Annotated in this window: 17 protein-coding genes; 5 read left to right on the top strand and 12 right to left on the bottom strand. The window is 68.4% G+C overall.

All coding sequences use genetic code 11. The annotated features are described in order from the left end of the window. The first annotated feature begins 34 nt into the window (after positions 1–34). The 4 genes from ACFSCU_RS15700 (at position 35) to ACFSCU_RS15685 (ending at position 5,096) form a co-directional block, all read left to right on the top strand. On the top strand, positions 35–1,081 hold the full coding sequence (locus ACFSCU_RS15700) for a glycosyltransferase family 2 protein (protein WP_180549206.1): 1,047 nt from the start codon (positions 35–37) through the stop codon (positions 1,079–1,081). A 53-nt stretch (positions 1,082–1,134) separates the two neighbouring features. Continuing rightward, positions 1,135–2,292, top strand: a complete 1,158-nt coding sequence (locus ACFSCU_RS15695; protein WP_180549205.1) for a DegT/DnrJ/EryC1/StrS family aminotransferase — start codon at positions 1,135–1,137, stop codon at positions 2,290–2,292. Positions 2,293–2,410: 118 nt separating this feature from the next. Beyond that, positions 2,411–2,986 (top strand): sugar transferase, encoded by a 576-nt coding sequence (locus ACFSCU_RS15690; protein WP_180551624.1) that lies wholly within the window; start codon positions 2,411–2,413, stop codon positions 2,984–2,986. 268 nt (positions 2,987–3,254) lie between these two features. Beyond that, a complete protein-coding gene (locus ACFSCU_RS15685) occupies positions 3,255–5,096 on the top strand; it encodes a polysaccharide biosynthesis protein (protein WP_308645726.1) in 1,842 nt (613 codons plus the stop codon). A gap of 28 nt (positions 5,097–5,124) precedes the next feature. Here ACFSCU_RS15685 and ACFSCU_RS15680 read toward each other — a convergent pair whose 3' ends face one another. Both ACFSCU_RS15680 and ACFSCU_RS15675 read right to left on the bottom strand, forming a co-directional pair. Then, positions 5,125–6,132 carry an NYN domain-containing protein gene (locus tag ACFSCU_RS15680; RefSeq protein WP_333705698.1) on the bottom strand — a complete coding sequence of 336 codons (1,008 nt, stop codon included), beginning with the start codon at positions 6,130–6,132 and terminating at the stop codon, positions 5,125–5,127. Between the two features lie 294 nt (positions 6,133–6,426). After that, positions 6,427–7,071, bottom strand: a complete 645-nt coding sequence (locus ACFSCU_RS15675; protein WP_180549204.1) for an LON peptidase substrate-binding domain-containing protein — start codon at positions 7,069–7,071, stop codon at positions 6,427–6,429. Between the two features lie 136 nt (positions 7,072–7,207). On the opposite strand from ACFSCU_RS15675, the gene ACFSCU_RS15670 reads away from it, so the two are divergent. After that, entirely contained in the window at positions 7,208–7,777 is a 570-nt protein-coding gene (locus tag ACFSCU_RS15670) for a YggT family protein (RefSeq protein WP_180549203.1), read from the top strand. Between the two features lie 330 nt (positions 7,778–8,107). On the opposite strand, the gene accD is transcribed toward ACFSCU_RS15670, so the two are convergent. The 10 genes from accD to ku all read right to left on the bottom strand — a co-directional run bounded on the left by accD (position 8,108) and on the right by ku (position 21,700). Then, positions 8,108–8,983 carry an acetyl-CoA carboxylase, carboxyltransferase subunit beta gene (gene accD / locus ACFSCU_RS15665; RefSeq protein ID WP_180549202.1) on the bottom strand — a complete coding sequence of 292 codons (876 nt, stop codon included), beginning with the start codon at positions 8,981–8,983 and terminating at the stop codon, positions 8,108–8,110. A gap of 27 nt (positions 8,984–9,010) precedes the next feature. Further along, entirely contained in the window at positions 9,011–9,820 is an 810-nt protein-coding gene (gene trpA / locus ACFSCU_RS15660; RefSeq protein ID WP_377561115.1) for a tryptophan synthase subunit alpha, read from the bottom strand. Next, on the bottom strand, positions 9,817–11,082 hold the full coding sequence (gene trpB / locus ACFSCU_RS15655) for a tryptophan synthase subunit beta (RefSeq protein ID WP_180549201.1): 1,266 nt from the start codon (positions 11,080–11,082) through the stop codon (positions 9,817–9,819). Before trpB ends, trpA begins: the two co-directional genes overlap by 4 nt. Next, positions 11,079–11,789 (bottom strand): phosphoribosylanthranilate isomerase, encoded by a 711-nt coding sequence (locus ACFSCU_RS15650; protein ID WP_180549200.1) that lies wholly within the window; start codon positions 11,787–11,789, stop codon positions 11,079–11,081. Before ACFSCU_RS15650 ends, trpB begins: the two co-directional genes overlap by 4 nt. Further along, positions 11,786–12,568: a tRNA pseudouridine(38-40) synthase TruA gene (truA, locus tag ACFSCU_RS15645; RefSeq protein ID WP_377561114.1), complete on the bottom strand. Its 783-nt coding sequence runs from the start codon at positions 12,566–12,568 to the stop codon at positions 11,786–11,788. The genes ACFSCU_RS15650 and truA overlap by 4 nt, the downstream gene beginning before the upstream one ends. Positions 12,569–12,655: 87 nt before the next feature. After that, positions 12,656–15,484: a motility hub landmark protein FimV gene (locus ACFSCU_RS15640; RefSeq protein ID WP_377561113.1), complete on the bottom strand. Its 2,829-nt coding sequence runs from the start codon at positions 15,482–15,484 to the stop codon at positions 12,656–12,658. A 247-nt stretch (positions 15,485–15,731) separates the two neighbouring features. Beyond that, the gene (gene asd / locus ACFSCU_RS15635; protein ID WP_180549199.1) at positions 15,732–16,868 is read right to left on the bottom strand and encodes an aspartate-semialdehyde dehydrogenase; all 1,137 of its coding nucleotides are present in this window, start codon (positions 16,866–16,868) and stop codon (positions 15,732–15,734) included. A 358-nt stretch (positions 16,869–17,226) separates the two neighbouring features. Further along, positions 17,227–17,928 carry a haloacid dehalogenase type II gene (locus ACFSCU_RS15630; RefSeq protein ID WP_180549198.1) on the bottom strand — a complete coding sequence of 234 codons (702 nt, stop codon included), beginning with the start codon at positions 17,926–17,928 and terminating at the stop codon, positions 17,227–17,229. 93 nt (positions 17,929–18,021) lie between these two features. Continuing rightward, positions 18,022–20,841, bottom strand: a complete 2,820-nt coding sequence (ligD, locus tag ACFSCU_RS15625; RefSeq protein WP_377561112.1) for a DNA ligase D — start codon at positions 20,839–20,841, stop codon at positions 18,022–18,024. Next, complete coding sequence (ku, locus tag ACFSCU_RS15620) at positions 20,789–21,700, bottom strand: non-homologous end joining protein Ku (RefSeq protein WP_180549197.1); 912 nt, start codon at positions 21,698–21,700, stop codon at positions 20,789–20,791. Before ku ends, ligD begins: the two co-directional genes overlap by 53 nt. Positions 21,701–21,828: the final 128 nt, after the last annotated feature.

Genomic DNA, 21,828 nt, shown 5'->3' with positions numbered 1-21,828 from the left:
GTGAGGGCGCGGCGATGCATGTAGGGGCCAGCCCATGAACTCGCCCCTGCATTCGGCTGCCCCATCCGCGCCCCAGCTCATCAGCGTGATCGCCCCCTGCCGCAATGAGCGCGCCGCCATCGACGCCTTCTGCGACAGCGCCCTGGCGCAGCAGTTGCCGCCCGGCTGGCAGCTCGAGGTGCTGGTGGCCGATGGCCGCAGCGACGACGGCACGCGCGAACGGTTGGCCGAGCGTGCCGCGCAGGACGCGCGCCTGAAGCTCATCGACAACCCGGACCGCATCGTTTCCACCGGCCTGAACGCCGCGCTGGCCGCGGCGCGCGGCGCCGTCATCGCGCGCTTCGACATCCACACCGAATTTGCGCCCGACTACCTGGCCGAATGCCTGGCCGCGCTGGCGCGCACCGGTGCCGACAACGTGGGCGGCCCGTGGGTGGCGCGCGGGCAGGGCGCCACCGGGCGCGCGATTGCGGCGGCCTTCCAGTGCCGCTGGGTGGTCGGCGGCGCGCGCTCGCGCGACCGTGCCTACGAGGGCGAGGCCGACACCCTCTACCTGGGTTGCTGGCCGCGCGCCGTGTTCGAGCGCTTCGGCGGTTTCGACGAACAGCTGGTGCGCAATCAGGACGACGAGCACAACCTGCGCCTGCGTTTGCAAGGCGCGCGCCTTTGGCAAAGCGCGCGCATCCGCTCGGTGTACCAGCCGCGCAGCCGTTTGAGTGACCTGTTCCGCCAGCAGCAGCAGTACGGTTACTGGCGTCCGTTCGTGATGCGCAAACACGGCCAGCCCGGATCGGTGCGGCAACTGGTGCCGGCGCTGTTCGTGCTGGCGCTGGCGGGCGGTGCGCTGCTGGCGCCCTGGTGGCCCTGGCCGCTGGGGGTCTTGCTGGCCAGCTACGCGCTGTACCTGGCCGGCACCTCGCTGGCAGCGGCGCGGCAGGCGGGCGAGTGGGGTTTGCTGGCGCGCCTGCCCTTGGTGATCGCCGCCTATCATCTGGGCTATGGCGTCGGCACCTGGCGCGGCCTGACCGATCTGCTGCTGAAACGCCGTGCCGGGCAGCACTGGAGCCGACTGACGCGCTAGCTTAATGATAGCTTCTTGCGCCGAATGGAAAAGCGCTGAAGCCGGATTTGATCATGAACACCTCACCGTTCCTTCCTTTCGCCCGCCCTGACATCACCGAGGCCGAAATCGACGCCGTGGCGCGCGCCATGCGCTCGGGCTGGGTCACCACCGGCCCCGAGACCAAGGCCTTCGAGCAGGAGTTCGCCGCCTATCTGGGCGGCGGTGTGCAGGCCATCGCCGTCAACTCCGCCACGGCCGGTCTGCACCTGGCGCTGGAAGCCATCGGCGTCACGCAGGGCGACGAGGTGATCGCGCCGACGCTGACCTTCACCGCCACGGTGGAGGTGGCGCGCTATCTGGGCGCGGATGCGAAGCTGGTGGACGTGGATCCGGTCACGCTGAACATCGACCCGGCGCAGATCGAGGCGGCCATCACCCCGCGAACCAAGGCCATCTTGCCCGTGCACTACGGCGGCCTGGCGTGCGACATGGCGGCTATCTTCGACATCGCGCGCCGCCACGGCCTGCAGGTGGTGGAGGACGCCGCGCACGCGCTGCCCACGACTGCCAATGGAGCGCTGGTCGGCCAGTTGCCCAGCGCTGCCGCGGTGTTCAGCTTCTACGCCAACAAGACGATGACGACCGGCGAGGGCGGCATGGTGGTCACGAAGGATGAGCAGCTCGCCGCACGCATGCGGGTGATGCGCCTGCACGGCATCAGCCGCGATGCGTTCGACCGCTTCAGCAGCAAGACGCCCGCCTGGTATTACGAAATCGTCGCGCCCGGCTTCAAATACAACATGACCGACATGGCCGGCGCGCTGGGCCGCGTGCAGTTGCAGCGACTGCCGGCTTTCGTGCAGCGTCGGCAGCAACTGGCGGCGCGCTATCTGCACGAGCTGAAAGCCCTGCCGCTGATCCTGCCCGCCGACGCACCGCCAGGCGAAACGCATGCCTGGCACCTGTTCGTGATCCGCCTTCGGGACGATGCCCGGGTGACGCGCGACGAGGTGATCCAGGCATTGAGCGATGCCGGCATCGGCACCAGCGTGCATTACGTGCCGCTGCACCGCCAGCCCTATTGGCGCGACCGCTACGGCTTGACGCCTGAGCAGTTCCCCGTGGCCGAGCACGCTTACCAGCGCATGCTGAGCGTTCCGCTGTTCACCTCGATGAGCGATGAAGAGCAGACGCGCGTGATCGCGGCGCTGAAAGCCTGTGTGCGATGAGTGCATGGGGTTTTCAAGCGTTTTGGGCCTGCAGCGCCCGACTGGCAAGCGCGGGCAGCTATCGAAAGATGAGAGTGTGCGGCTTGTGACCGCGCGCGGCGCCGCCACCAAGCGCGCGATGGACCTGGCGCTGACGCTGGCCGCGCTGCTGCCGGCACTGCCATTGATGGCGGCCATCGCGCTGTGGGTGCGGCTGGATTCGCCCGGGCCGGCGCTGTTCCGGCAGGAGCGCGTGGGGCGCGGTGGCGTGCCGTTTCGCATCCACAAGTTCCGCACCATGCACGTGCATGACGGCAGCGGGCCACAGGTCACGGCGGCCGGCGATGCCCGCATCACCCGCGCCGGCCGCTGGCTGCGCGCCACCAAGCTGGACGAGTTGCCGCAGTTGATTGACGTGCTAAAGGGCGACATGAGCCTGGTCGGCCCACGCCCCGAGGTGCCGCGCTACATGGCGCTGTACGCCGATGACGTGCGCCGGCGGATCCTGAGCGTGCGGCCGGGCATCACCGACCAGGCGGCCATCGAATTCCGCGATGAGGAGCGGCTGCTGGCCGATGCCACTGATCCGGAGCGCGCCTATATAGAACGTGTCATGCCGGTCAAACAACGCTACTACCTGGACTACGTGGCGCAGCGCACCTTGGCAGGTGACCTGCGCATCCTGTTCGACACCGTGCGGGCGCTGCTGCGATGACCATGGAATTTGTGCCAAATTGGCATTCAGCGCCCACCAGACAAGCGCGAGCAGCTATGAATATGAAAGCAATCAGCCTGACCTGGCATGTCCACACGCGCATGCGTGCCCCCGGTGTGGGAGCGGGCTTGCCCGCGATCGGGCGGCACCGCGATGACCGGGCGCCGCATCGCGGGCAAACCCGCTCCCACAACAGCGCCGACTGTCAAGCCGTGGGGTTGTGGGGCAGCAAGGCCATCGGCGCGATCCGGGGCGACGCGGAGCAGCCGTGCTGAACGATCTGGGGCGCAGCCTGCGCAGCAAGAGCTGGCTGTTCGACGGGCCGCTGATCGTGCTGGCCTGGTGGGCGGCGTTCTGGTTGCGCTTCAACCTGAGCCTGCCGCAGCCGTACTTTGACCAGGCACTGCGCACCACGCCCGTGGCGCTGGCTTGCATGGCCGCGGGCCTGCTGCTGCTGCGCGTTCCTCGCCAGTCGTGGCGCTACGTCAGCCTGGCCGATCTGCGACATCTGGCCGCCGGCGTGGCGCTGGGCGCGCTGCTGGTCACGGCGGCGGTGCTGGGCTGGCGCATCGGCGGCTTTCCGCGCTCGGTGTTCCTGATCAGCGCGCTGCTCACGCTGCTGCTGCTGGCCGGGGCGCGTGCGGCCTGGCGCACGCTGGCGGAATACACCCAGGCCCACGCGCGCACCGATGCGGCACAGCAGCCGCTGCTGATCGTCGGCACCATCGACGAAGCCGACCAGGCGCTGCGCACGCTGAAAGGCGTGGAAGGCTGGCACGTGGTGGGCATCGCCTCGCCGCGCGCGCAGGATGCCGGCCGCACCGTGCAGGGCGTGCGCGTGCTGGGCAGCGTGGGCGCACTGGATGAACTGGCGCGCGCGCAGCAGACGGCCACCGTGCTGCTGGCCAGCGCGCCGGGCGAGCCGACGCGGCGCGAGGTGCTGATGCGCTGGTCGGGCAGCGGGCTGAACCTGCTGACGCTGCCCACCGCTGACGAACTGCTGCGCCCCGGCGCGGCGGCCCGGTTGCGCCAGGTGCGGCTGGAGGATTTGCTGGGCCGCACGCCGGTGCAGCTGGATGCCGCCGGCCTGGCCGGCCTGATCAGCGGCGCCACGGTGCTGGTCACGGGCGCGGGCGGCTCCATCGGCGCCGAGCTGTGTCGGCAGGTGGCGCGGCTGGGCGCGGCGCGGCTGGTGTGCGTGGACGTGTCGGAATACGCCACCTACCGGCTGGAGCAGGAACTGCGCCAAGCCTTCCCTGCCATGGAAGGCGTGTACTATACCGCCAACGTGCGCGAGGCGGAGCGCCTGCGTGCCATCGCGCTCGAACACCGCCCCAGCGTGGTGCTGCACGCCGCCGCCTACAAGCACGTGCCGCTGATGGAGGCGCACAACGAGATCGAGGCGCTGCGCACCAACGTGCTGGGCACGCTGCACGCCGCGCGCGTGGCGGGCGAGGTGGGGGCGGCGCGCTTCGTGCTCGTGTCGACCGACAAGGCCGTGAACCCGACCAACGTGATGGGCGCCACCAAGCGCCTGGCCGAGCAGGTGGTGCAGGCGGTGGCGGCCGAATTCGCGGGCACACAGTACGTGTCGGTGCGCTTCGGCAACGTGCTGGGCTCCAGCGGCTCGGTGGTGCCGCTGTTCACGGCGCAGATCGAGCTGGGCGGCCCGGTGACGGTGACACACCCCGATATCGTGCGCTACTTCATGACCATCCCCGAGGCCGCGCAGCTGGTGCTGCAGGCCGGGCTGATGGGGCAGTCGGGCCAGATCTTCGTGCTCGACATGGGCGAGCCGGTGAAGATCGTCGACCTGGCGCGTCTGCTGATCCGCCTGTCGGGCAAGAGCGAGGCCGAGGTGCCCATCGCCTTCACCGGCCTGCGCCCGGGCGAGAAGCTGTACGAGGAACTGCTGGCCGACGACGAAACCACCGAACCCACGCCGCACCCCAAGCTGCGCGTGGCCAAGGTGGCGGCGGCAGGTGGCGATGTGGTGCGGGCAACGGAATCGTGGCTGGCCGCTGCCGGTGCCGCGCCCGAGGCGGCGGCCATCCGCGACTGGCTGCACCAGCGCGTGCCGGAATACCGGGCGCAGCCGGTGCGGTTCTGAATGGGCCGTTGCTTGGAGAGCAACGACTTCAAACCGCTTGGCTTTTCTCCGTCGCAGGCCTCATGCGCATGCTGTCGTCTGCAAGCTCGACGTGATCCACCTTGGCCAGCAACTCGGGGAAGGACTCGAATCCCCACTCCTGCCAGTTCCAGCGCGGCTTCACGTATTTGCCCACGGCCTCGATATGGGCCCAGCCTTTGGCGCTCTTGAACTTGTTGAAGGATTCATCCAGCAGCTTGACGAGTTCGAGAAACGGAATCTTGCGGCAGAACATGCGGCTGGCTTCATCCGTGCGGAACTGCAGCCCGCGAAGATCGCGCAGCATGCCCGACAATTTGGCGTAGCCGTAGCTGCGCGAGTCGAAGTCCGGGTGCGTCTGATTGATGTAGCTGCCTATTTTGCCCACGAAGGCCCAGCCAGTGGCTTCGTCGGTCGAATCCTTGATGGCCTTGTAGAGCAACGCGCGCGTTCCAGCATCCATCTGTCTGGCCACGGCGGGCGTGGCGGGGGTCGGTCGCGCTGTCCCGTTATTGCCGGATACCGAGGCGGTTGGTGTCGGGGCACTCGCTTGTCGTTCCGCTTTTTCCACTTCTCCCAGGTTCTCGACATAGAAGAATCGGTCGCAGGCTTGCCGGAATGCTTCGGGGGTCTTCTCCCGGCCGAAGCCATAGACCACCAGGCCGGAAGCGCGGATGCGCGAAGCCAGCGGCGTGAAATCACTGTCGCTCGACACGAGGCAGAAGCCGCTGAAGTTGCCGCTGTACAGCAGATCCATCGCGTCGATGATCAAGCCCATGTCCGTCGCATCCTTGCCCTTGGTGTAGGCAAACTGCTGCACGGGCGTGAGGGCGTGCTTGAGCAGGATGGCGCGCCAGCCGCTGAGGGTGTTGCTGCTCCAGTCCCCATAAATGCGCTTGACGCTGGCGACGCCGTACTTGGCGATTTCCTCGAACAAGCCCTGGGCGACGGATGACGACGTGTTGTCTGCGTCGATCAACACCGCCAGTTTTTCCTGCTTCATGTTTTCGATCGTCATGGCTGGTCGCGTGGATCGGGCTGCCGATATGCGATGTGTAAGGACTGCTTGATTATCAAGAAGTCTCAGATGACGCGCTGAACTCATCCGCTGTGTGGGAGCGGGCTTGCCCGCGATCAAGCGTTGGTGGGGACGAGGCGCCTCATCGCGGGCAAGCCCGCTCCTACAACACGGTCTGAGACTTCTTGATAGTCAAGAAGGACTGTTTGCGAGCGCAGATTCCGAGTTGAATCGCGCTCAGACCAGCTTGGATTCGGCGCAGGCAGCTATCGTTATTACTGTTGGCGAGCGTCGTCAACTGTTCGGTGCGCCGATCCCCGTCTTGCCCAGCAGGTCGGCCACCAGTTCCAGCCGCAGCAGCGGGTTGTCCAGGCTCATCAGCTGCTGTCGCGTGGCGGCGGGCAGCGGCAGCAGTTCGCACCAGCGGTTCGACACCCAGGCGCAGTCGTCGTATTGCTCGCTGCCCACGGCGGGCAGCGGTGCGCCGGGCGACTGCACGCGCAGGCCGGCATACACCTGCCGCAGCGCGCGCGCCACGTGCTGCAGATCGTCGGGCACGGCCAGCGCGCGGTCGGGTGGCAGCAGGCTCACGTCGGCCACCCACAGGCCATGCTTGAGCTGGCTGGGCCGATCGATGCGAAAGCGCTGCTCGCCGCGGCATTGCACCAGCAGCAGGCCGGCCTGCGGTTGCTCCAGCGTGGTGATGTGCGCCAGCGTGCCGATGGTGGCCAGTTGCTCGGGCGGTGCACCGGCGGCGCGCACCTCGTGGCCCTGCGTCAGCGCGACGACGCCGAACGGGGCGCCGGCGCGGTGGCACTTGCCGATCATGTCGAGATAGCGCACCTCGAACACCCGCAGCGGCAGCACGCCGCCCGGAAACAGCACGGTGCCGAGCGGGAACAGGGGCAGGGAGGTGAGGGTCAGCAGTTCTTCGGTCATCGTCCGGGCCATCCAACAGCACGCCCGTCGCAACCGCGGCGAATGTGAACACCAGTGCTCGCTATCATCGCACGCATGAACACTTTGGAATTGCTTGCGCCGCTGGGGGCGTGAACAAGTTCCGCTTTGCCTGGGCATGCTTTATCAAGTTCTCACCTTCCTGATCGAAGTCGCCGTCACGCTGATCGGCGGCGCCTGCCTGCTGCGGCTTTACATGCGCTGGCGCCGCATGTCGATGGACAATCCCGTGGGGCGCTTCGTGCAGGCGTTGTCGGACTGGCTGGTGCTGCCGCTGCAGCGCATCGTGGGGCAGGGTGCGCAACTGGACGTGGCCAGTCTGCTGGCGGCCTGGCTGCTGAAGCTCGTGCAGTACGCGGCGCTGATGGGCCTGCTGGGCCTGGCGCGCTGGAGCGTGCTGCCGCTGCTGGCCTTGCTGGGCGTGGCTAAGCTGGCGGTGTCGGTGGCCACGGCGGTGATCATCGTGGCCGCTGTGCTGTCGTGGACGGGCAACCGCACGCCGGTCTACGACGTGTTCGAGCGGCTCAGCGCGCCGCTGCTGGCGCCGATCCGCAAGCTGCTGCCGCTGGTGGGCGGGGTCGACCTGTCGCCGCTGGTGCTGATCATCGGCCTGCAGGTGCTCGGCATCGTGCTGGGCTCGCTGCAGGGCGGCCTGTTTGGCGCGGGCGTGCTGCCCAACGGGGCTTGAGGCACACGCGCCGAAGCGCGGTCAGGGCGCCCGCCGCGTGGGGTGGACAGGCAAAAAATGCTTGATGAGCAACAAGTCTCAGACAGCATTGTGGGAGCGGGCTTGCCCGCGATCAAGCGTTCGTGGCGACGAGGCGCCGCATCGCGGGCAAGCCCGCTGCCACACCGCGGATGCGGTCCGCGCGTGATCTGAAATTTCTTGATAATCAAGCAAAAATGATAGCTGCCTGCTCAGGATGGAAGCCGAATTCAAGAGGAAATGGACTGAAATCCTTGCGGGGCGGGCGCGAGCAGCTGACTTTATCGAGTCAATCGCTACTGTTGATGGGCTTCACTGCACCGCATCCGCCGGCTGGCGCTGCAGCATGGCCAGCACCTTGGCGATCTTCTCGCGCAGTTCGCGCCGGTCGCAGATGAAGTCGACCGCGCCCTTGGTCTGCAGGAACTCGGCGCGCTGAAAGCCGTCGGGCAGCTTCACGCGCACCGTGTTCTCGATCACGCGTGGGCCGGCAAAGCCGATCAGCGCTTTGGGCTCGGCGATCACCACGTCGCCGACGAAGGCGAAGCCGGCCGATACGCCGCCCATGGTCGGGTCGGTCAGCACGCTGATGTAGGGCAGGCCCTTCTTGGCCAGGCGGGTGAGGGAGGCGTTGGTCTTGGCCATCTGCATCAGGCTCAGCAGCCCTTCCTGCATGCGCGCGCCGCCGGTGGCGGTGAAGCAGATGAAGGGCACTTTCTGCTCGATGGCGGTCTCGACACCGCGCACGAAGCGCTCGCCCACCACGCTGCCCATGCTGCCGCCCATGAAGTCGAACTCGAACGCCGCCGCCACCACGCTGATGGAGTGCACGGCGCCGCCCATCACCACCAGGGCATCGGTCTCGCCGGAGTTCTCCAGCGCTTCCTTCAGGCGCTCGGGGTACTTTCGACTGTCCTTGAACTTCAGGGCGTCGACGGGCAGCACCTCCTGCCCGATCTCGTAGCGGCCCTCGGCGTCGAGGAACACGTTCAGCCGCTCGCGCGCACCGATGCGGTGGTGGTAGCCGCACTGGGGGCAGACGTTCTGGTTCTGGTCCAGATCGGTCTTGTACAGCACCGCGTCGCAGTCGGGGCACTTGATCCACAGCCCCTCCGGCATCTGCCGGCGCTCGGAGGCTTCGGATTTCTGAATCTTGGGTGGCAGGAGTTTTTCAAGCCAGCTGCTCATGTAATGCTCCTTGAGTGATAGCGGCGATTATGCATCCAGCGCCGCGCGCACCGGGCGCAGGAAGTCCATCGCGGCAGCGACCACGCGTTCGTGCGGCTGCACTTCGATCACCTGGATCAGGCGGCTGCCGATGACCACGGCATCGGCCACCTTGCCGATGGCCCGGGCGGTTTCGGCATCGCGGATGCCGAAGCCCACGCCCACGGGGATGTGCACATGCTGGCGGATGCGCGGCAGCATGGCCTCGACCTCGGCCGTGTTGAGCGCCCCCGAGCCGGTGACGCCCTTGAGCGACACGTAATACACGTAGCCGCTGGCGACCGCGGCCACCTGCTGCATGCGCTGCTCGGTACTGGTGGGCGCCAGCAAAAAGATCAGGTCCATGCCGTGCGCACGCAGCCTGGCGGCAAAGTCGGTGCATTCCTCGGGCGGGTAGTCGACGATCAACAGGCCATCCACGCCGGCCGCGGCGGCATCGCGGATGAAGGCGTCGTCACCGTGCTTCTGGTCGTAGCGCTCCACCGGGTTGGCGTAACCCATCAGCACCACGGGCGTCTTGGGGTCCTTCTCGCGGAAGGTCTTCACATACCCCAGCACCTGCGCCAGGCCGATGCCCAGCGCCAGCGCGCGGTCGCCCGCTTTCTGGATCACGGCGCCATCAGCGCTGGGGTCGGAAAACGGCACGCCGAGTTCGATCACATCGGCGCCAGCGGTGACCATGCCGTGCATCAGCGCGGGCGTGATGTCGGCGTAGGGAAAGCCGGCGGTGACGTAGGGGATCAGCGCCTTGCGCTTTTGCTCGGCCAGGGCGGCGAAGGTGGCGGTGATGCGGTTCATGCTTTGGCCCCTTTCACCACGTGGCCGCGCATCGACGGGCGGTCGTAGAAATCGACGCCATCCAGGTCGGCCACGGTGCCGATGTCCTTGTCGCCACGGCCCGAGAGGCAGACCAGGATCGACTGGTCTTGATGCATGGTTGGCGCCAGCTTCATGGCATAGGCCATGGCATGGCTCGATTCGAGCGCCGGGATGATGCCTTCGGCCCGGCACAGATGGTGGAAGGCGGCCAGCGCCTCGGCGTCGGTGGCGCCCACGTACTCGGCGCGGCCGATGTCCTTGAGCCAGGCGTGCTCGGGGCCGACGCCGGGGTAGTCCAGGCCGGCGCTGATCGAATGCGTTTCGGTGATCTGACCGTTGTCGTCCTGCAGGATGTAGGTGCGGTTGCCGTGCAGCACGCCGCTGCTGCCGCGTTGCAGGCTGGCGGAATGCTTGCCGCTGTCGAGGCCCTCACCGGCGGCCTCGACGCCGATCAGGCGCGTGTCGGCATACGGGATGTAGGGGTGGAAGATACCCATGGCGTTGCTGCCACCGCCCACGCAGGCGATGACGGCATCCGGCTGCGTGGCGGCAATGCCTTGCGCGGCCAGCATCTCGGGCATCTGCGTCAGGCATTCGGTGCCGATCACGCTCTGGAAGTCGCGCACCATCATCGGGTAGGGGTGCGGGCCGGCCACGGTGCCGATGATGTAGAAGGTGTTGTCCACGTTGGCCACCCAGTCGCGCATGGCTTCGTTCAGCGCGTCCTTCAGCGTCTTGCTGCCGGATTCGACCGGGATCACGGTGGCGCCCAGCAGCTTCATGCGGTAGACGTTGGGCGACTGGCGTTTCACGTCCTCGGCGCCCATGTAGACCACGCATTCCAGCCCGTAGCGTGCGCAGATGGTGGCCGTGGCCACGCCGTGCTGGCCGGCGCCGGTCTCGGCGATGATGCGCGGCTTGCCCATGCGCTTGGCGAGCATGGCCTGGCCGATCACGTTGTTGATCTTGTGCGCGCCGGTGTGGTTGAGGTCTTCGCGCTTCAGATAGATCTGCGCCCCGCCCAGCTCGCGGCTGGTGCGCGCGGCGTGGTAGACGGGCGAGGGGCGGCCGACGTAATGCGCCAGCTCGTACTTGAATTCGGCCAGGAAGTCCGCGTCATGCTGGTACTTCGCGTAGGCGTCCTTCAGCTCGTTGATGGCGTAGGTCAGCGTCTCGCTGACGAAGCTGCCGCCGTAGCGGCCGAAATGCCCGCTCGCGTCGGGCTGCTGGTAATCGATCATGGGGCTGTCAAAACTTGAGCGTCCGCCGCGCGCACGGCGGCGACGAACTGGTGAATCTTGCCGGCGTCCTTGATGCCCTTCAGGAGCTTGCCGTCTTCGGCCTGGCACTCGACGCCGGAGGAAACGTCAACCGCGAGCGAATAACCCCGCCCGCGCAGCGCGGCGATTCCATCGCTCACGTTTGCAGGTGTGAGCCCACCAGACAAGACGAGGTGAGCGGGTACGTTTGGTGGAAGGCTTGTCCAATCGAATGTCTTTCCGCCGCCGCCGTAGCCGTCGACGTGGGCGTCGAGCAGGATGGCTTGTGCGGCGCTGAATGTGTGGGTGAAGTTTACCAAGTCGGGCATCGCGGCGGGCGGTGCGGGAATGCGCGCGGCACGCATGAACGGGCGGCCGGTGGTACGTGCGACAGCCACACAGTCGGCGGCTGATTCATCACCATGAAATTGCATTGTAGCGCCCGCCACATGGGCGCAGGCAGCTTCTATATTGGTAGCATTCTCGTTGACGAATAGCAGCACCGGGGTGACGAACGGAGGCAGGCGCCGCGCCAGTTCGGCAGCGCGTTCGGGCGCGACGAAGCGCGGGCTTTTCGGGTAGAGCACGAAGCCGATGGCATCGGCGCCCGCGGCCACCGCGGCGTCCACGTCGGCTTCGCGGGTCAGACCGCAGATCTTGATGCGGGTGCGGTGGGTGCTTGGGCTCATGGCAGCCAATCATAGGCCGCGGTGCGCTCCGGCAATCCCCATTCCGGCCCGTAGCGCGGGCCGAGGAAGTACAGGCCGTCCGGCGCGAAGGTGGGCGCGGCGGCGTCGCGGTCGCGCGCGGCCAGCACTTCGCGCATCCAGCCGGGCGGCTGCAGGCCCTGGCCGATCTGCAGCAGGCAGCCCATGATGTTGCGGATCATGTGGTGCAGGAAGGCGCTGGCCTCGAAATCGAAGCGCCAGTAGGCGCCACGGCGGCTGATGTCGATGCGCGTGAGGTGCTTGACGGGCGAAAGCGCCTGGCAGGCCGAGGCGCGGAAGGACGTGAAATCGTGCTCGCCGATCAGGTGCTTGGCGCCCTGGCGCAGGGCGTCGCCGTCGAGCGGGCGAAACGTCCAGCCCACGCGCCCGGCATCGACGCTGGGGCGCACGGGCGACTCAAGCAGCACGTAGGTGTAGCGGCGGGCGAGGGCGCTGGCGCGGGCATGAAACGCATCGGGCGCCGGCTGCGCCCATTGCACGGCAATGTCGGGCGGCAGGAAGCGGTTGGTGCCGCGCACCCAGGAGAACGGCTCGCGCACCAGGTCGGTGTCGAAATGCACCACCTGCATCAGACCATGCACGCCGGCGTCGGTGCGGCCGGCGCACAGGGTGGCGATCGGCACGGTGGCGAACTGGCCCAGTGCCGATTCCAGGCGGTCCTGCACGGTCTGGCCGGACGGCTGACTTTGCCAGCCCTGGTAGGCGGTGCCGAGGTAACTGATGCCGAGCGCAATTCTCACGATGGCGTCATTGTGGCTGCAGGCGCAGGACAAAAAACAACGCGGCGCCCGAGTGGGCGCCGCGTGACCAGGTGACAGGGCAGAAAATCAGTGGAGTTCCGCCAGGAAGCGCTCGGCACGGACGCGCATGGCGCCGGAGGACTCGGCAATCACCTCCTTCACCAGGGCACGCGCGCCCTCGGTGTCGCCGATGGCGTGGAACTCCTGTGCCAGCGACAGCTTGGTGCCCAGGGGATCCTCGTCCGCATCTTCTGGCTGCTCGGTTTTCAGCTCGCCACCAGAGCGCGAATCGGGATCGAGCGACAGGGCGTCCATGTCGAAGTCGATCATGCCGGAGTTGCGCTCGACCGCGGGGGCAGGGGGCGGCACGACGGGAGCGGCGGCAACCGGGCGTGCAGGCTCAGCCGGTGCCACGGGCGGACGCGTGGTGCCCAGCTCCGAAGGCGGCGAGAAGTCGAGATCCAGGTCGAAATCCAGCGGTGCATGGGCGTCGGCCACAGGCGCTGGCGCCGGTGCTGGCGGTGGGGGAACCGGCGCGCGGGCCGCCGCAGCAGCGCCGGCTGCGGCTGCTGTCACCCCTGCAGCCACTGCGGCAGGTGCTATCGAAGGTGCAGCAGGCGGCAAGGGCGAGGGCGCGGTGGTGGCCGCACGCACGGGCGCATCGTCCAGATCGAGGTCGAGATCCAGCGGAAGGCCACTGCTGTCGGGCCCCTTGGCTTCGAGCACCTGCGCAGTCTGCGGCTCCGTGTCGGCACCGAAGCTGGGGCGTGCGGCCATGGGCACCGGTTTGATCGACGGGGCGCCGCCGGGCTGGTACAGCGGGTTGGCGGGCTCCAGCTCGCTGCCCAGGCTGGTGATGGCCTGCCAGTCGGGACCCTGGCCCTGGGTGATGGCGTAGGCTTCGGTGGCGATGGCTTCGAAGGCGCGGGCATCGCGGCGCTTGGCGTAGATCTCGGCCAGCTTGCGGTGGATCGAAATGCGGCCGGGGTGGGTGCGCAGGGCTTCCTTGAGGATTTCCTCGGCCTGCATGTCGCGGCCATAGGCCAGGTACACGTCGGCTTCTGCCACGGGGTCCACGTCGCCAGCCGCATCCAGCTGGCTGGGCGAGTAGGCCATGGACGAGTTGCCGCTGACGGAACTGCCACCATCCTTGGTGTTCACCCGCTGGCCGCCGCTGGCGCCGAAGAAGGAATCGGGTTGCAGGCGGCTTTCGATGAAGGAGCTGTCCAGCGGGGCGGCATCTTTCTTGCGCTGGCGCGAGCGGTACACGCCATAGCCAGCCAACAGGGCCAGCAGGCCGGCGCCGGCAATTGGCAGCAGCGGATTTTCCGTCAGCGTGTCGAGGAAGGAAGGCTCCTGCACCGGCATCGGTGGCGGCGGTGCCACGCGCGGCCGCTGGGGTGCCGGTGCCGCGCTGGCCGCAGCGGTGGCGGCAGAAGCGGCGTCGGCTGCCGCACTGGCGGCCGAGGCTGCGCTGACCACGGCCGTTTCGGTGGCCGATGCTGCGGCAGACGCGGCGCTGGCCGCCGCGGCGACAGCACTGGAGGCCGCATCAGCGGCGGCCGAGGCGGCAGAGGCCGGCGCGGTGACGGTGGCGGCCGTGGGTGCCGGCGCTGGCGCAGCAGCCGGCGGGGCCGCCGGGGCAGATGCGGCTGCGGCTGGTGCGGCAGCGGGTGCGCCTGTCGGCACGTTGATGGCAGGAACGGCGCTGCTGGCCGGTGTGGCCGCCGGCGCGGCGGCCGGGCTGCCCGAGGCTGCCTGCAGGCGCGAGAGTTCGCTGATGTTCTTGTTCAGTTCGGCCACGCGCTCGGCCTGCTCCTGCGCCTGGCGGGACTGGGCCACCGTGGCTTCGCTGCCGGACGGCGAGCCGCCGCGCGACAGCGTGAGGCGATCCTGTGCCGGGGCGGCGGCGCGCGTGTCGCGCACTTGCGCCTGCACGCCGCCCGATGCGCTGCGCGTGGCGGCGGCCACGCGCGTGCCGCCGGCACGCTGGGCCACGCCGCGGCGGTAGGCGTTGAAATCCCGGCTCTGGGCCACCACGGTGCGGCGCGCGGCCTGACGCGACGTTGCCGCGGCCTGCTCGGCCGTCGGCATGTTGATCACGGCGCCCGCCTTCATCAGGTTGAAGTTGCCGCGGATGAATGCGTTCGGGTTGGCGCGCAGCATGGCCACCAGCATCTGGTCGAGCGACACACCTTCGACACGGTGGGCCGACGCCAGGGCATAGGCGGTGTCGCCGCGCTGCACCCTCACCTGGTCACCGCCGCCGCTGGCGGCCGGGGCGGGCGCGGGCGCCGCAGCGGGGGCAGCGGCCTTGCGGCGCGCCTCGGCCATGCGCGCGCTGCGTGCGCGCGTCGCGGCATCTGCGGTGGCGGGCGTTGTCTGTTCCGCCACGGTGGCCGGCACCACGGGAGGCGGTGCCACGGGCGCGGGCGCTGCCGGCGCCATCGGTGCTGGCGATGCGGTCTGCGGCTGGGTGACCACGACCGGCGGGGGCGCCGCGCGGCCCGGGGGATCGACCAGCATGGTGTAGTCGCGCACCACGCGGCCATTGGCCCAGTTGGCGTCGATCACGATGCCCAGGAAAGGCTCGTTCACCGGGCGGTCGCCAACCACGCGCAGATAGGCCTGGCCGTTGGCACGGCGGTGCAGCGTGACGCGGGCGCCGCTGAGCGCAGGCGAATAATCGACGCCGGCGGAACGGAAGGCTTGGGGGGAGGCCACGGCTGCCTGGAAGGTGGCGGCTTCCTCGGACGAAATTTGCGGCACCTCAATCTCGGCGCGCAGCGGCTCGCCCAGGGCAGAGCGCACGGTGATGGCGCCCAGGGCCAGCGCCTGCGCATCCAGGCTGACGCCGAACATCGTCAACGCCACGGCCGATGCCAGCACACCCCTCTTCCAAGGCTGCTTGGCCATTTTCATATTGATCGACCCCTGCGGAGCCTGTGCGGTTTTATTCTGCATGTCTGGTGTTGGGCAGGCCAAGCCTCGCCGGAACGAATATGAAAATCGACATTAACATCAACGTATTAGGCTGACAAGCTGAGACACTGGTTAACCATCTTCACAAGTTCACACAGGCTCGAATCTCGGACGGCCATGTTGTCTTGCGACAACGGGCGGCGCCGTTGCAGCGGCGCCCGCTATCGTTTTCTATGAGGCTTCAGGCCGCCAGCAGGATGCGCAGCATGCGGCGCAGCGGCTCGGCAGCGCCCCACAGCAACTGGTCGCCGATGGTGAAGGCGCCCACGTATTCCGGGCCCATGGCCATCTTGCGGATGCGGCCCACGGGAATGGTCAGCGTGCCGGTGACGGCCACCGGGGTCAGGTCGCGCATGGTGTCCTCGCGGTTGTTGGGCACCACCTTCACCCACTCGTTGTCGGCGGCGATCATGGCCTCGATGTCGGCCACCGGCACGTCCTTCTTCAGCTTGAAGGTCAGCGCCTGGCTGTGGCAGCGCATGGCGCCGATGCGCACGCAGTAGCCGTCCACCGGCACGGCGGGCGTGCCGAAGCCTTCGCCCCAGCCCATGATCTTGTTGGTTTCGGCCATGCCCTTCCATTCTTCGCGGCTCACGCCGTTGCCCAGGTCCTTGTCGATCCAGGGAATCAGCGAGCCGCCCAGCGGCACGCCAAAGTTGGCCTTCTCGGCGTCTTCCAGGCCGCGCTGCTTGGCGATCACCTTGCGGTCGATCTCCAGGATGGCGCTGGTCGGGTCGGCCAGCAGGGCCTTGACCTCGTGGTTCAGCGTGCCGAACTGGGCCAGCAGCTCGCGCATATGCTGCGCGCCGCCGCCGCTGGCCGCTTGGTACGTTTGCGTGCTCATCCACTCGACCAGCCCGGCCTTGAACAGCGCGCCGACGCCCATCAGCATGCAGCTGACGGTGCAATTGCCGCCCACCCAGTTGTTGCCGCCCTTGGCCAGCGCGTTCTGGATCACCGGCATGTTCACCGGGTCGAGGATGATGACCGCGTCGTCCTGCATGCGCAGGGCGCTGGCGGCGTCGATCCAGTGGCCTTTCCAGCCGGCGGCGCGCAGCTTGGGGAACGCCTCGTTGGTGTAGTCGCCGCCCTGGCAGGTGATGATGATGTCGCAGGCCTTCAGCGCGTCGATGTCGGTCGCGTCCTTGAGCTTCTTCTCGTTCTTGGCCATCGCCGGGGCGGCGCCGCCGGCGTTGCTGGTGGAGAAGAAAATGGGCTCGATCAGGTCGAAATCACCCTCGGCCTGCATGCGGTCCATCAGGACCGAGCCGACCATGCCGCGCCAGCCGACGAGGCCTACAACGTTACCGACTTTCATTTTGCTTCGCGCCTTTCAAACAATATAAGAACTGTCTGGCCTGCCGGGCTCGTCTGGCTCCGGAGGCGGCGCGCACGACGAACCGGGGCTGGTCAGCCCTTTTGGGTGGTCGTGGTAATGGGGGAGATGCGCACGCACGCGCGCTGGCCGGAAGCGGCGGCAGCGGAATCGAAGCGATCAGGCGTGTTCATGGGGGGCGATTCTAACCCAGTCACCCCGTGCCACACGCCGTGCAGGGGGTTGCGCGCGGGCGTGCTGATGTGCGGATGCGACGCCCGCGCCCTGATCTTCAGTAAATTAAGCCAAATCAGCCCTAAGCGCCCGCCCACCAAGCGCGAGCAGCTATCAAAAAAGAAGTTCAGGCGCCCAACTGATCCGCCAGGTCGAGGAAGTCGCGCGCATGCAGCGTGTTGGCGGGCTCGGGCGACACGTCCTTGGGCTGCCCGGCGCCGAACTCCAGCGGCCGCTCGATGTAGGCCGTCAGCAGCCCGCAGGCGCGCGCGGCGGCCAGGTCGTCCTGGTGCGCGGCCACCATCATCACCTCGGCCGGCGCCACGTAGAACACCTCGGCCACGCCCCGGTACACCCGCGGGTCGGGCTTGTACGCCTGGAACACCTCGGCCGAGAGCACGCAATCCCAGGGCAGCTGGGCGTGCCTGGCCATGTGGGTGAGCAGGCCGATGTTGCCGTTCGACAGCGTGCAGATCACGTGCCGCTGCTTCAGCCGCATGAGGCCCGGCACCACGTCGGGCCAGGCGTTGAGCCGATGCCAGACACGGTTGAGCAGGCGGCGCTCGGCCTCTGGCATGGCCTGCAGGCCGAAGCGCGGCAGGATGTCGTCGAGGATCATGCGATGCAGTTCGTCGATCCGCGTCCAGCCCAGTTCGCCCGACATCACGCGCGCCATCGCCGGCCGGTAGCCCTCGCGCCAGGCCAGCGCGAAGGCGTTGCCATCGACCTGCGGGTACAGCCGCGCCATTTCGGCCACGATGCTGCCGTGCCAGTCGACCACGGTGCCGAAGACGTCGAAGGCGAGGATTTTGGGGGTGAGGGTGGTCATGGCTTGGCTTTCCACACACGTCATTGGCCAACGGCTGGGCGCCGTGTCAAGGGGTTATAGCGCAGCCGTCGGGCGCGCGGGCGATCACCTGCGTCACACGCGGGGGCGCACCGCGCCCAGTTGCTTCGCCGGCCCGCCGATGGACACGGCCGCCTTGTCATACCCCGCCCAAGGCCCCGCGCCCACGCGCAACCGCTCTTCGACGTTGCCAAGATGCCAATGCGCCCCGCCGGTCACTGCGGCCAGTTCATCCCATCCGATGGGCACCGACACGCCGATCCCCGCGCGCGCCCTGGCCGACCACGCGGCCACCGTCGTCGCCCCGCGCCCGTTGCGCAGGTAGTCGGGGTAGATCTTGCCGACGCGGTTCTTCGGCCCGCTGAGCGCGCTGAAGCGGTCGGGCATCAGGCGCGCGAGATGCTCGGTGAGCTGCTTGGTAAAGCCCTTCACCGTGTCCCAGTCGTGCAGCCGCTTGATGGGTGTGACGACGTGCAGGCCCTTGCCGCCGCTGGTCTTCAAGAACGGGGTGAAGCCCAGTTCGGTCAGCAGGGTGCGGGTGAGCAGGGCGGCCTCCTGCACCTTGTCCCACGGCACGCCGTCGCCGGGGTCGAGGTCGATGACGAAGCGGTCGGGGCGCTCGATGCGGTCGTGCCGGGCGTTCCAGGTGTGCAGCTCCAGCGTGTTCATCTGCACCGCGCCCATCAGGCCGGGCAGGCTGTCGATCTCGAGCAGGCTGGCGTGGCCGGGGTCGAGCGCGGGGTCGAGCTGAATCACGCCGGGCAGGGTGATGCGCTCCAGGTGCTTCTGGAAGAACAGCGCGCCCGCGATGCCATCCGGCGCGCGCACCAAGGCGACGGGGCGCTGGTCAAGGTGCGGCAGCAGCAGCGGGGCGACGGTGGCGTAGTAGCGGGCGATGTCGAGCTTGGTGGTGCCGGTGCTGGCATCGACCACGCGGTCGGGGCTGGAGATGGCCTGCCCGCCGACGACAGGGGCGCCGCCGCCGCGCCCCTTGAAGGTTGGTGTGGCAGCGGCTTTTGATCCTGTTTTAATAGCTGCTGGCGCTTGTGTGGCGGGCGCTGAGGCCGATTTTTTCAATGAATCCTGCTCGAAGACCACATCCGCCGCGAGCTTGTCTTCGCGCAGGCCGCGGAACACGCCGTGGCGCAGGCGGCGCGCGTGTGTGAAGCCGGCATGGCTGATCTGCGCCACCAGCTCGGGCCGCACCCAGTGCACGCGGCCGGGCGGCTGGGGGCCGGTTTCGAGCGGGCTGGTCTTGACTTTCAGGGGCGCCAACTTTTCCTTCAGCCGCACCAGCGTGCGCGTGTCGAAGCCGCTGCCCACGTTGCCGGCCCAGCGCAGCTTTCCGTCCGCGTCGTGCGCCGCCATCACCAGCGCGCCGACTTCGCCGCTGCGGGCGCCCTGGCCTTCGGTGTGGCCGGCGATCACCAGTTCCTCGCCCTGGCCGCACTTCAGCTTGATCCAATCGCTGCTGCGGCCGGGCCGATACGCCGCGTCGCGCCGCTTGCCGATGATGCCCTCCATGCCCAGCCTGCAGGCGCTGGCGATCAGGTTGTGCGGCGCTTCGTCAAACGCCTCGGACAGGCGCAGCGGCGACGTCTTGGGCCGCCTGGCGCGCTTCAGCAGCGCCTCGAGCCGGGCGCGGCGTTCGGTCAGCGGCTGCTCGCGCAGGTCGGCGCCGTCCAGGTGCAGCAGGTCGAACAGGTACATCACCAGGCCCGCGCTGCGGCCACCGTCGAAGGCGTTCTGCAGCGCGCCGAAGTCGGGCAGGCCGTCGTCGCCCGGCATCGCCACTTCGCCATCCAGCCAGGCCTGGCGCACGGGCAGGGCGGCCAGGGCGCGCGCCAGCTCGGGCATGCGCGCTGTCCAGTCGAGGCCATTGCGCGTGAACAGGCGCGCCCGGCCGCCGTCGATGCGCGCCAGCAGGCGGTAGCCGTCGAACTTCAGCTCCCACAGCCAGTCGGCGGCGTCGGCGGGCGGCTCGCGCATCAGGCTTGCAAGCTGCGGGGCGGTGGTGGCGGGCAGCGGCACGGCTTTCGATGCTTTCGTTTCGATAGCTGCTTGCGCTTGACTGGCGGGCGCTGGGGGCTGATTTGGTTTGGAATGGGAGGTGGGCGGCTGGCGGGCCTTGATCTGCGCCGGGCCGACCGAATCGGGCAGCGCCTCGGTCACATCGAACTCGCTGGCGGCACGCGCCACGTCGTCGCGGTCCTTGATCAGCAGCCAGGCGGGTTTCGGTTCGCCGGCGCGCGGCTTCATGCGCACCAGCGCCCACAGGCCGGTGAGCTTGGCGCCGTGCAGGCGGAACTTCAGCTCGCCCTTGGCCAGGCCGGCGCGCGCCGCGGCTACGCCGCCGGTGGGCTGCCAGCTGCCGCGGTCCCAGATGATGACGCGCCCGCCGCCGTACTGCCCGGCCGGAATCTGGCCCTCGAAGTCGTTGTAGTCGACCGGGTGGTCTTCGACCTGCACCGCCAGCCGCTTGTCGCGCGGGTCCAGGCTCGGGCCCTTGGGCACGGCCCAGCTGTGCATGGTGCCGTCCAGCTCCAGCCGCAGGTCGTAATGCAGGCGCGTGGCCCAGTGCTTGTGGATGACGTACTGCAGCGCGCCCTTTGTGGGCGGGCCCACGGTGCCGGCCGGTTCGGGCGTGCGGGTGAAGTCGCGCCTGGCGTGGTAGCGGGCGAGGGCGGTGCTGGGTGCAGGCGCTTTAATTTTTGTAGCTTCCGGCGCTTGTTGGGCGGGCGCTGGAGCCGTTTTTGTCTTGTAATTCTTGCCAGCCTGGCCAGCGCCGCTGCGGCGGGCGGCGGCCGCGTTCTTGGCGCCGCCGCGCGTGCGCGCCGGGCGTTCAGGCGCGCTTGCGCGGGCGCGACTTGGCTGGGGCTTTGGCGGCGGGGCCATCGTCGTCCTTGCCGGCGCCGCCCTGCAGGCTGCGCTTGAGCAACTCGGTCAGGTCGATGATCTCGGCGCCCTTGCGCGTGCCTTCGGTCGGCGTGTCGACCTTTTCCACGCTCTGCACCTCGCCGGCCTCGGCCTTTTCCCGGACCAGGCGCATGATCTCGTCCTTGAACGAATCGCGGAAGTCGTCGGCATCCCATGGCGCGGACATTTCCTCGATCAGCTGGCGCGCCATCTTCAGCTCGCTCTCCTTCAGCCCCGACGCCCTGGCGCCGGCGGGTGGCAGCTTGAGCGCCTCGAAGGAGCGGATCTCGCCGCCCCAGCGCAGCAGGTTCAGGATCAGCGCCGGGCCGCTGGGCACCAGCACCGCCAGGTGCTGCCGGGTCGAGATCACCACCCGCGCCACGCCGACGCGGCCGCTCTCCAGCAGCGCCTCGCGCAGGAGGGCGTACACCTTTTCGCCGCGGTTGATGGGGGCGAGGTAATACGGGCGCTCGAGGTAGACGAACGGGATCTCGCTGGCCTGGATGAAGGATTCGATCTCGATCGTCTGCGTGGTCTTGGGGAACGCCGCCTTGATCTCGTCCGTGCTCAGCACCACGTACTGGCCGTCCTCGATCTCCACGCCTTTCACGATGTCGGCGGCGGCGATCTCCTTGCCGGTCTTCTTGTTGATGCGCTTGTAACCGACCGGCTCCATGGTGCGGCGGTCGAGCCAGTCGAAATCGACCGCCGACGAGGTGGTGGCGGTGTACAGCGCCACCGGAATGTGCACCAGGCCGAAGCTGATCGCGCCCTTCCACACCACGCGCGCGGTGGGGCGGGGCGCTTCGTCGGTTTCGCTGGAAGTGGCTTGGGCCATCGGCGGCTCCTGCAAAGGCGGTTGAAAGCGCCAGTGTGGCACCGGGGCCGCACCCCCGCGGCCAGACGAGCGCCCTCGCGCTTGTAGGCGCACATCGGCCGAAAAAACGCACGGCCATACCTCGCGGT

The organism is Ottowia beijingensis (assembly GCF_042680925.1).
GTDB classification, from domain to species: Bacteria; Pseudomonadota; Gammaproteobacteria; order Burkholderiales; family Burkholderiaceae_C; genus Ottowia; species Ottowia beijingensis.
The sequence above is the reverse complement of the archived record's forward strand: the minus strand, read 5'-3'. Positions and strand labels throughout refer to the sequence as shown.

Coding starts and splice junctions, on each gene's coding strand:
- ACFSCU_RS15700 (WP_180549206.1), top strand. CDS start 35: ATGAACTCGCCCCTGCATTCGGCTGCCCCATCCGCGCCCCAGCTCATC.
- ACFSCU_RS15695 (WP_180549205.1), top strand. CDS start 1,135: ATGAACACCTCACCGTTCCTTCCTTTCGCCCGCCCTGACATCACCGAG.
- ACFSCU_RS15690 (WP_180551624.1), top strand. CDS start 2,411: ATGGACCTGGCGCTGACGCTGGCCGCGCTGCTGCCGGCACTGCCATTG.
- ACFSCU_RS15680 (WP_333705698.1), bottom strand. CDS start 6,132: ATGACGATCGAAAACATGAAGCAGGAAAAACTGGCGGTGTTGATCGAC.
- ACFSCU_RS15675 (WP_180549204.1), bottom strand. CDS start 7,071: ATGACCGAAGAACTGCTGACCCTCACCTCCCTGCCCCTGTTCCCGCTC.
- ACFSCU_RS15670 (WP_180549203.1), top strand. CDS start 7,208: ATGCTTTATCAAGTTCTCACCTTCCTGATCGAAGTCGCCGTCACGCTG.
- accD (WP_180549202.1), bottom strand. CDS start 8,983: ATGAGCAGCTGGCTTGAAAAACTCCTGCCACCCAAGATTCAGAAATCC.
- trpA (WP_377561115.1), bottom strand. CDS start 9,820: ATGAACCGCATCACCGCCACCTTCGCCGCCCTGGCCGAGCAAAAGCGC.
- trpB (WP_180549201.1), bottom strand. CDS start 11,082: ATGATCGATTACCAGCAGCCCGACGCGAGCGGGCATTTCGGCCGCTAC.
- ACFSCU_RS15650 (WP_180549200.1), bottom strand. CDS start 11,789: ATGAGCCCAAGCACCCACCGCACCCGCATCAAGATCTGCGGTCTGACC.
- ACFSCU_RS15640 (WP_377561113.1), bottom strand. CDS start 15,484: ATGGCCAAGCAGCCTTGGAAGAGGGGTGTGCTGGCATCGGCCGTGGCG.
- asd (WP_180549199.1), bottom strand. CDS start 16,868: ATGAAAGTCGGTAACGTTGTAGGCCTCGTCGGCTGGCGCGGCATGGTC.
- ACFSCU_RS15630 (WP_180549198.1), bottom strand. CDS start 17,928: ATGACCACCCTCACCCCCAAAATCCTCGCCTTCGACGTCTTCGGCACC.
- ligD (WP_377561112.1), bottom strand. CDS start 20,841: ATGGCCCCGCCGCCAAAGCCCCAGCCAAGTCGCGCCCGCGCAAGCGCG.
- ku (WP_180549197.1), bottom strand. CDS start 21,700: ATGGCCCAAGCCACTTCCAGCGAAACCGACGAAGCGCCCCGCCCCACC.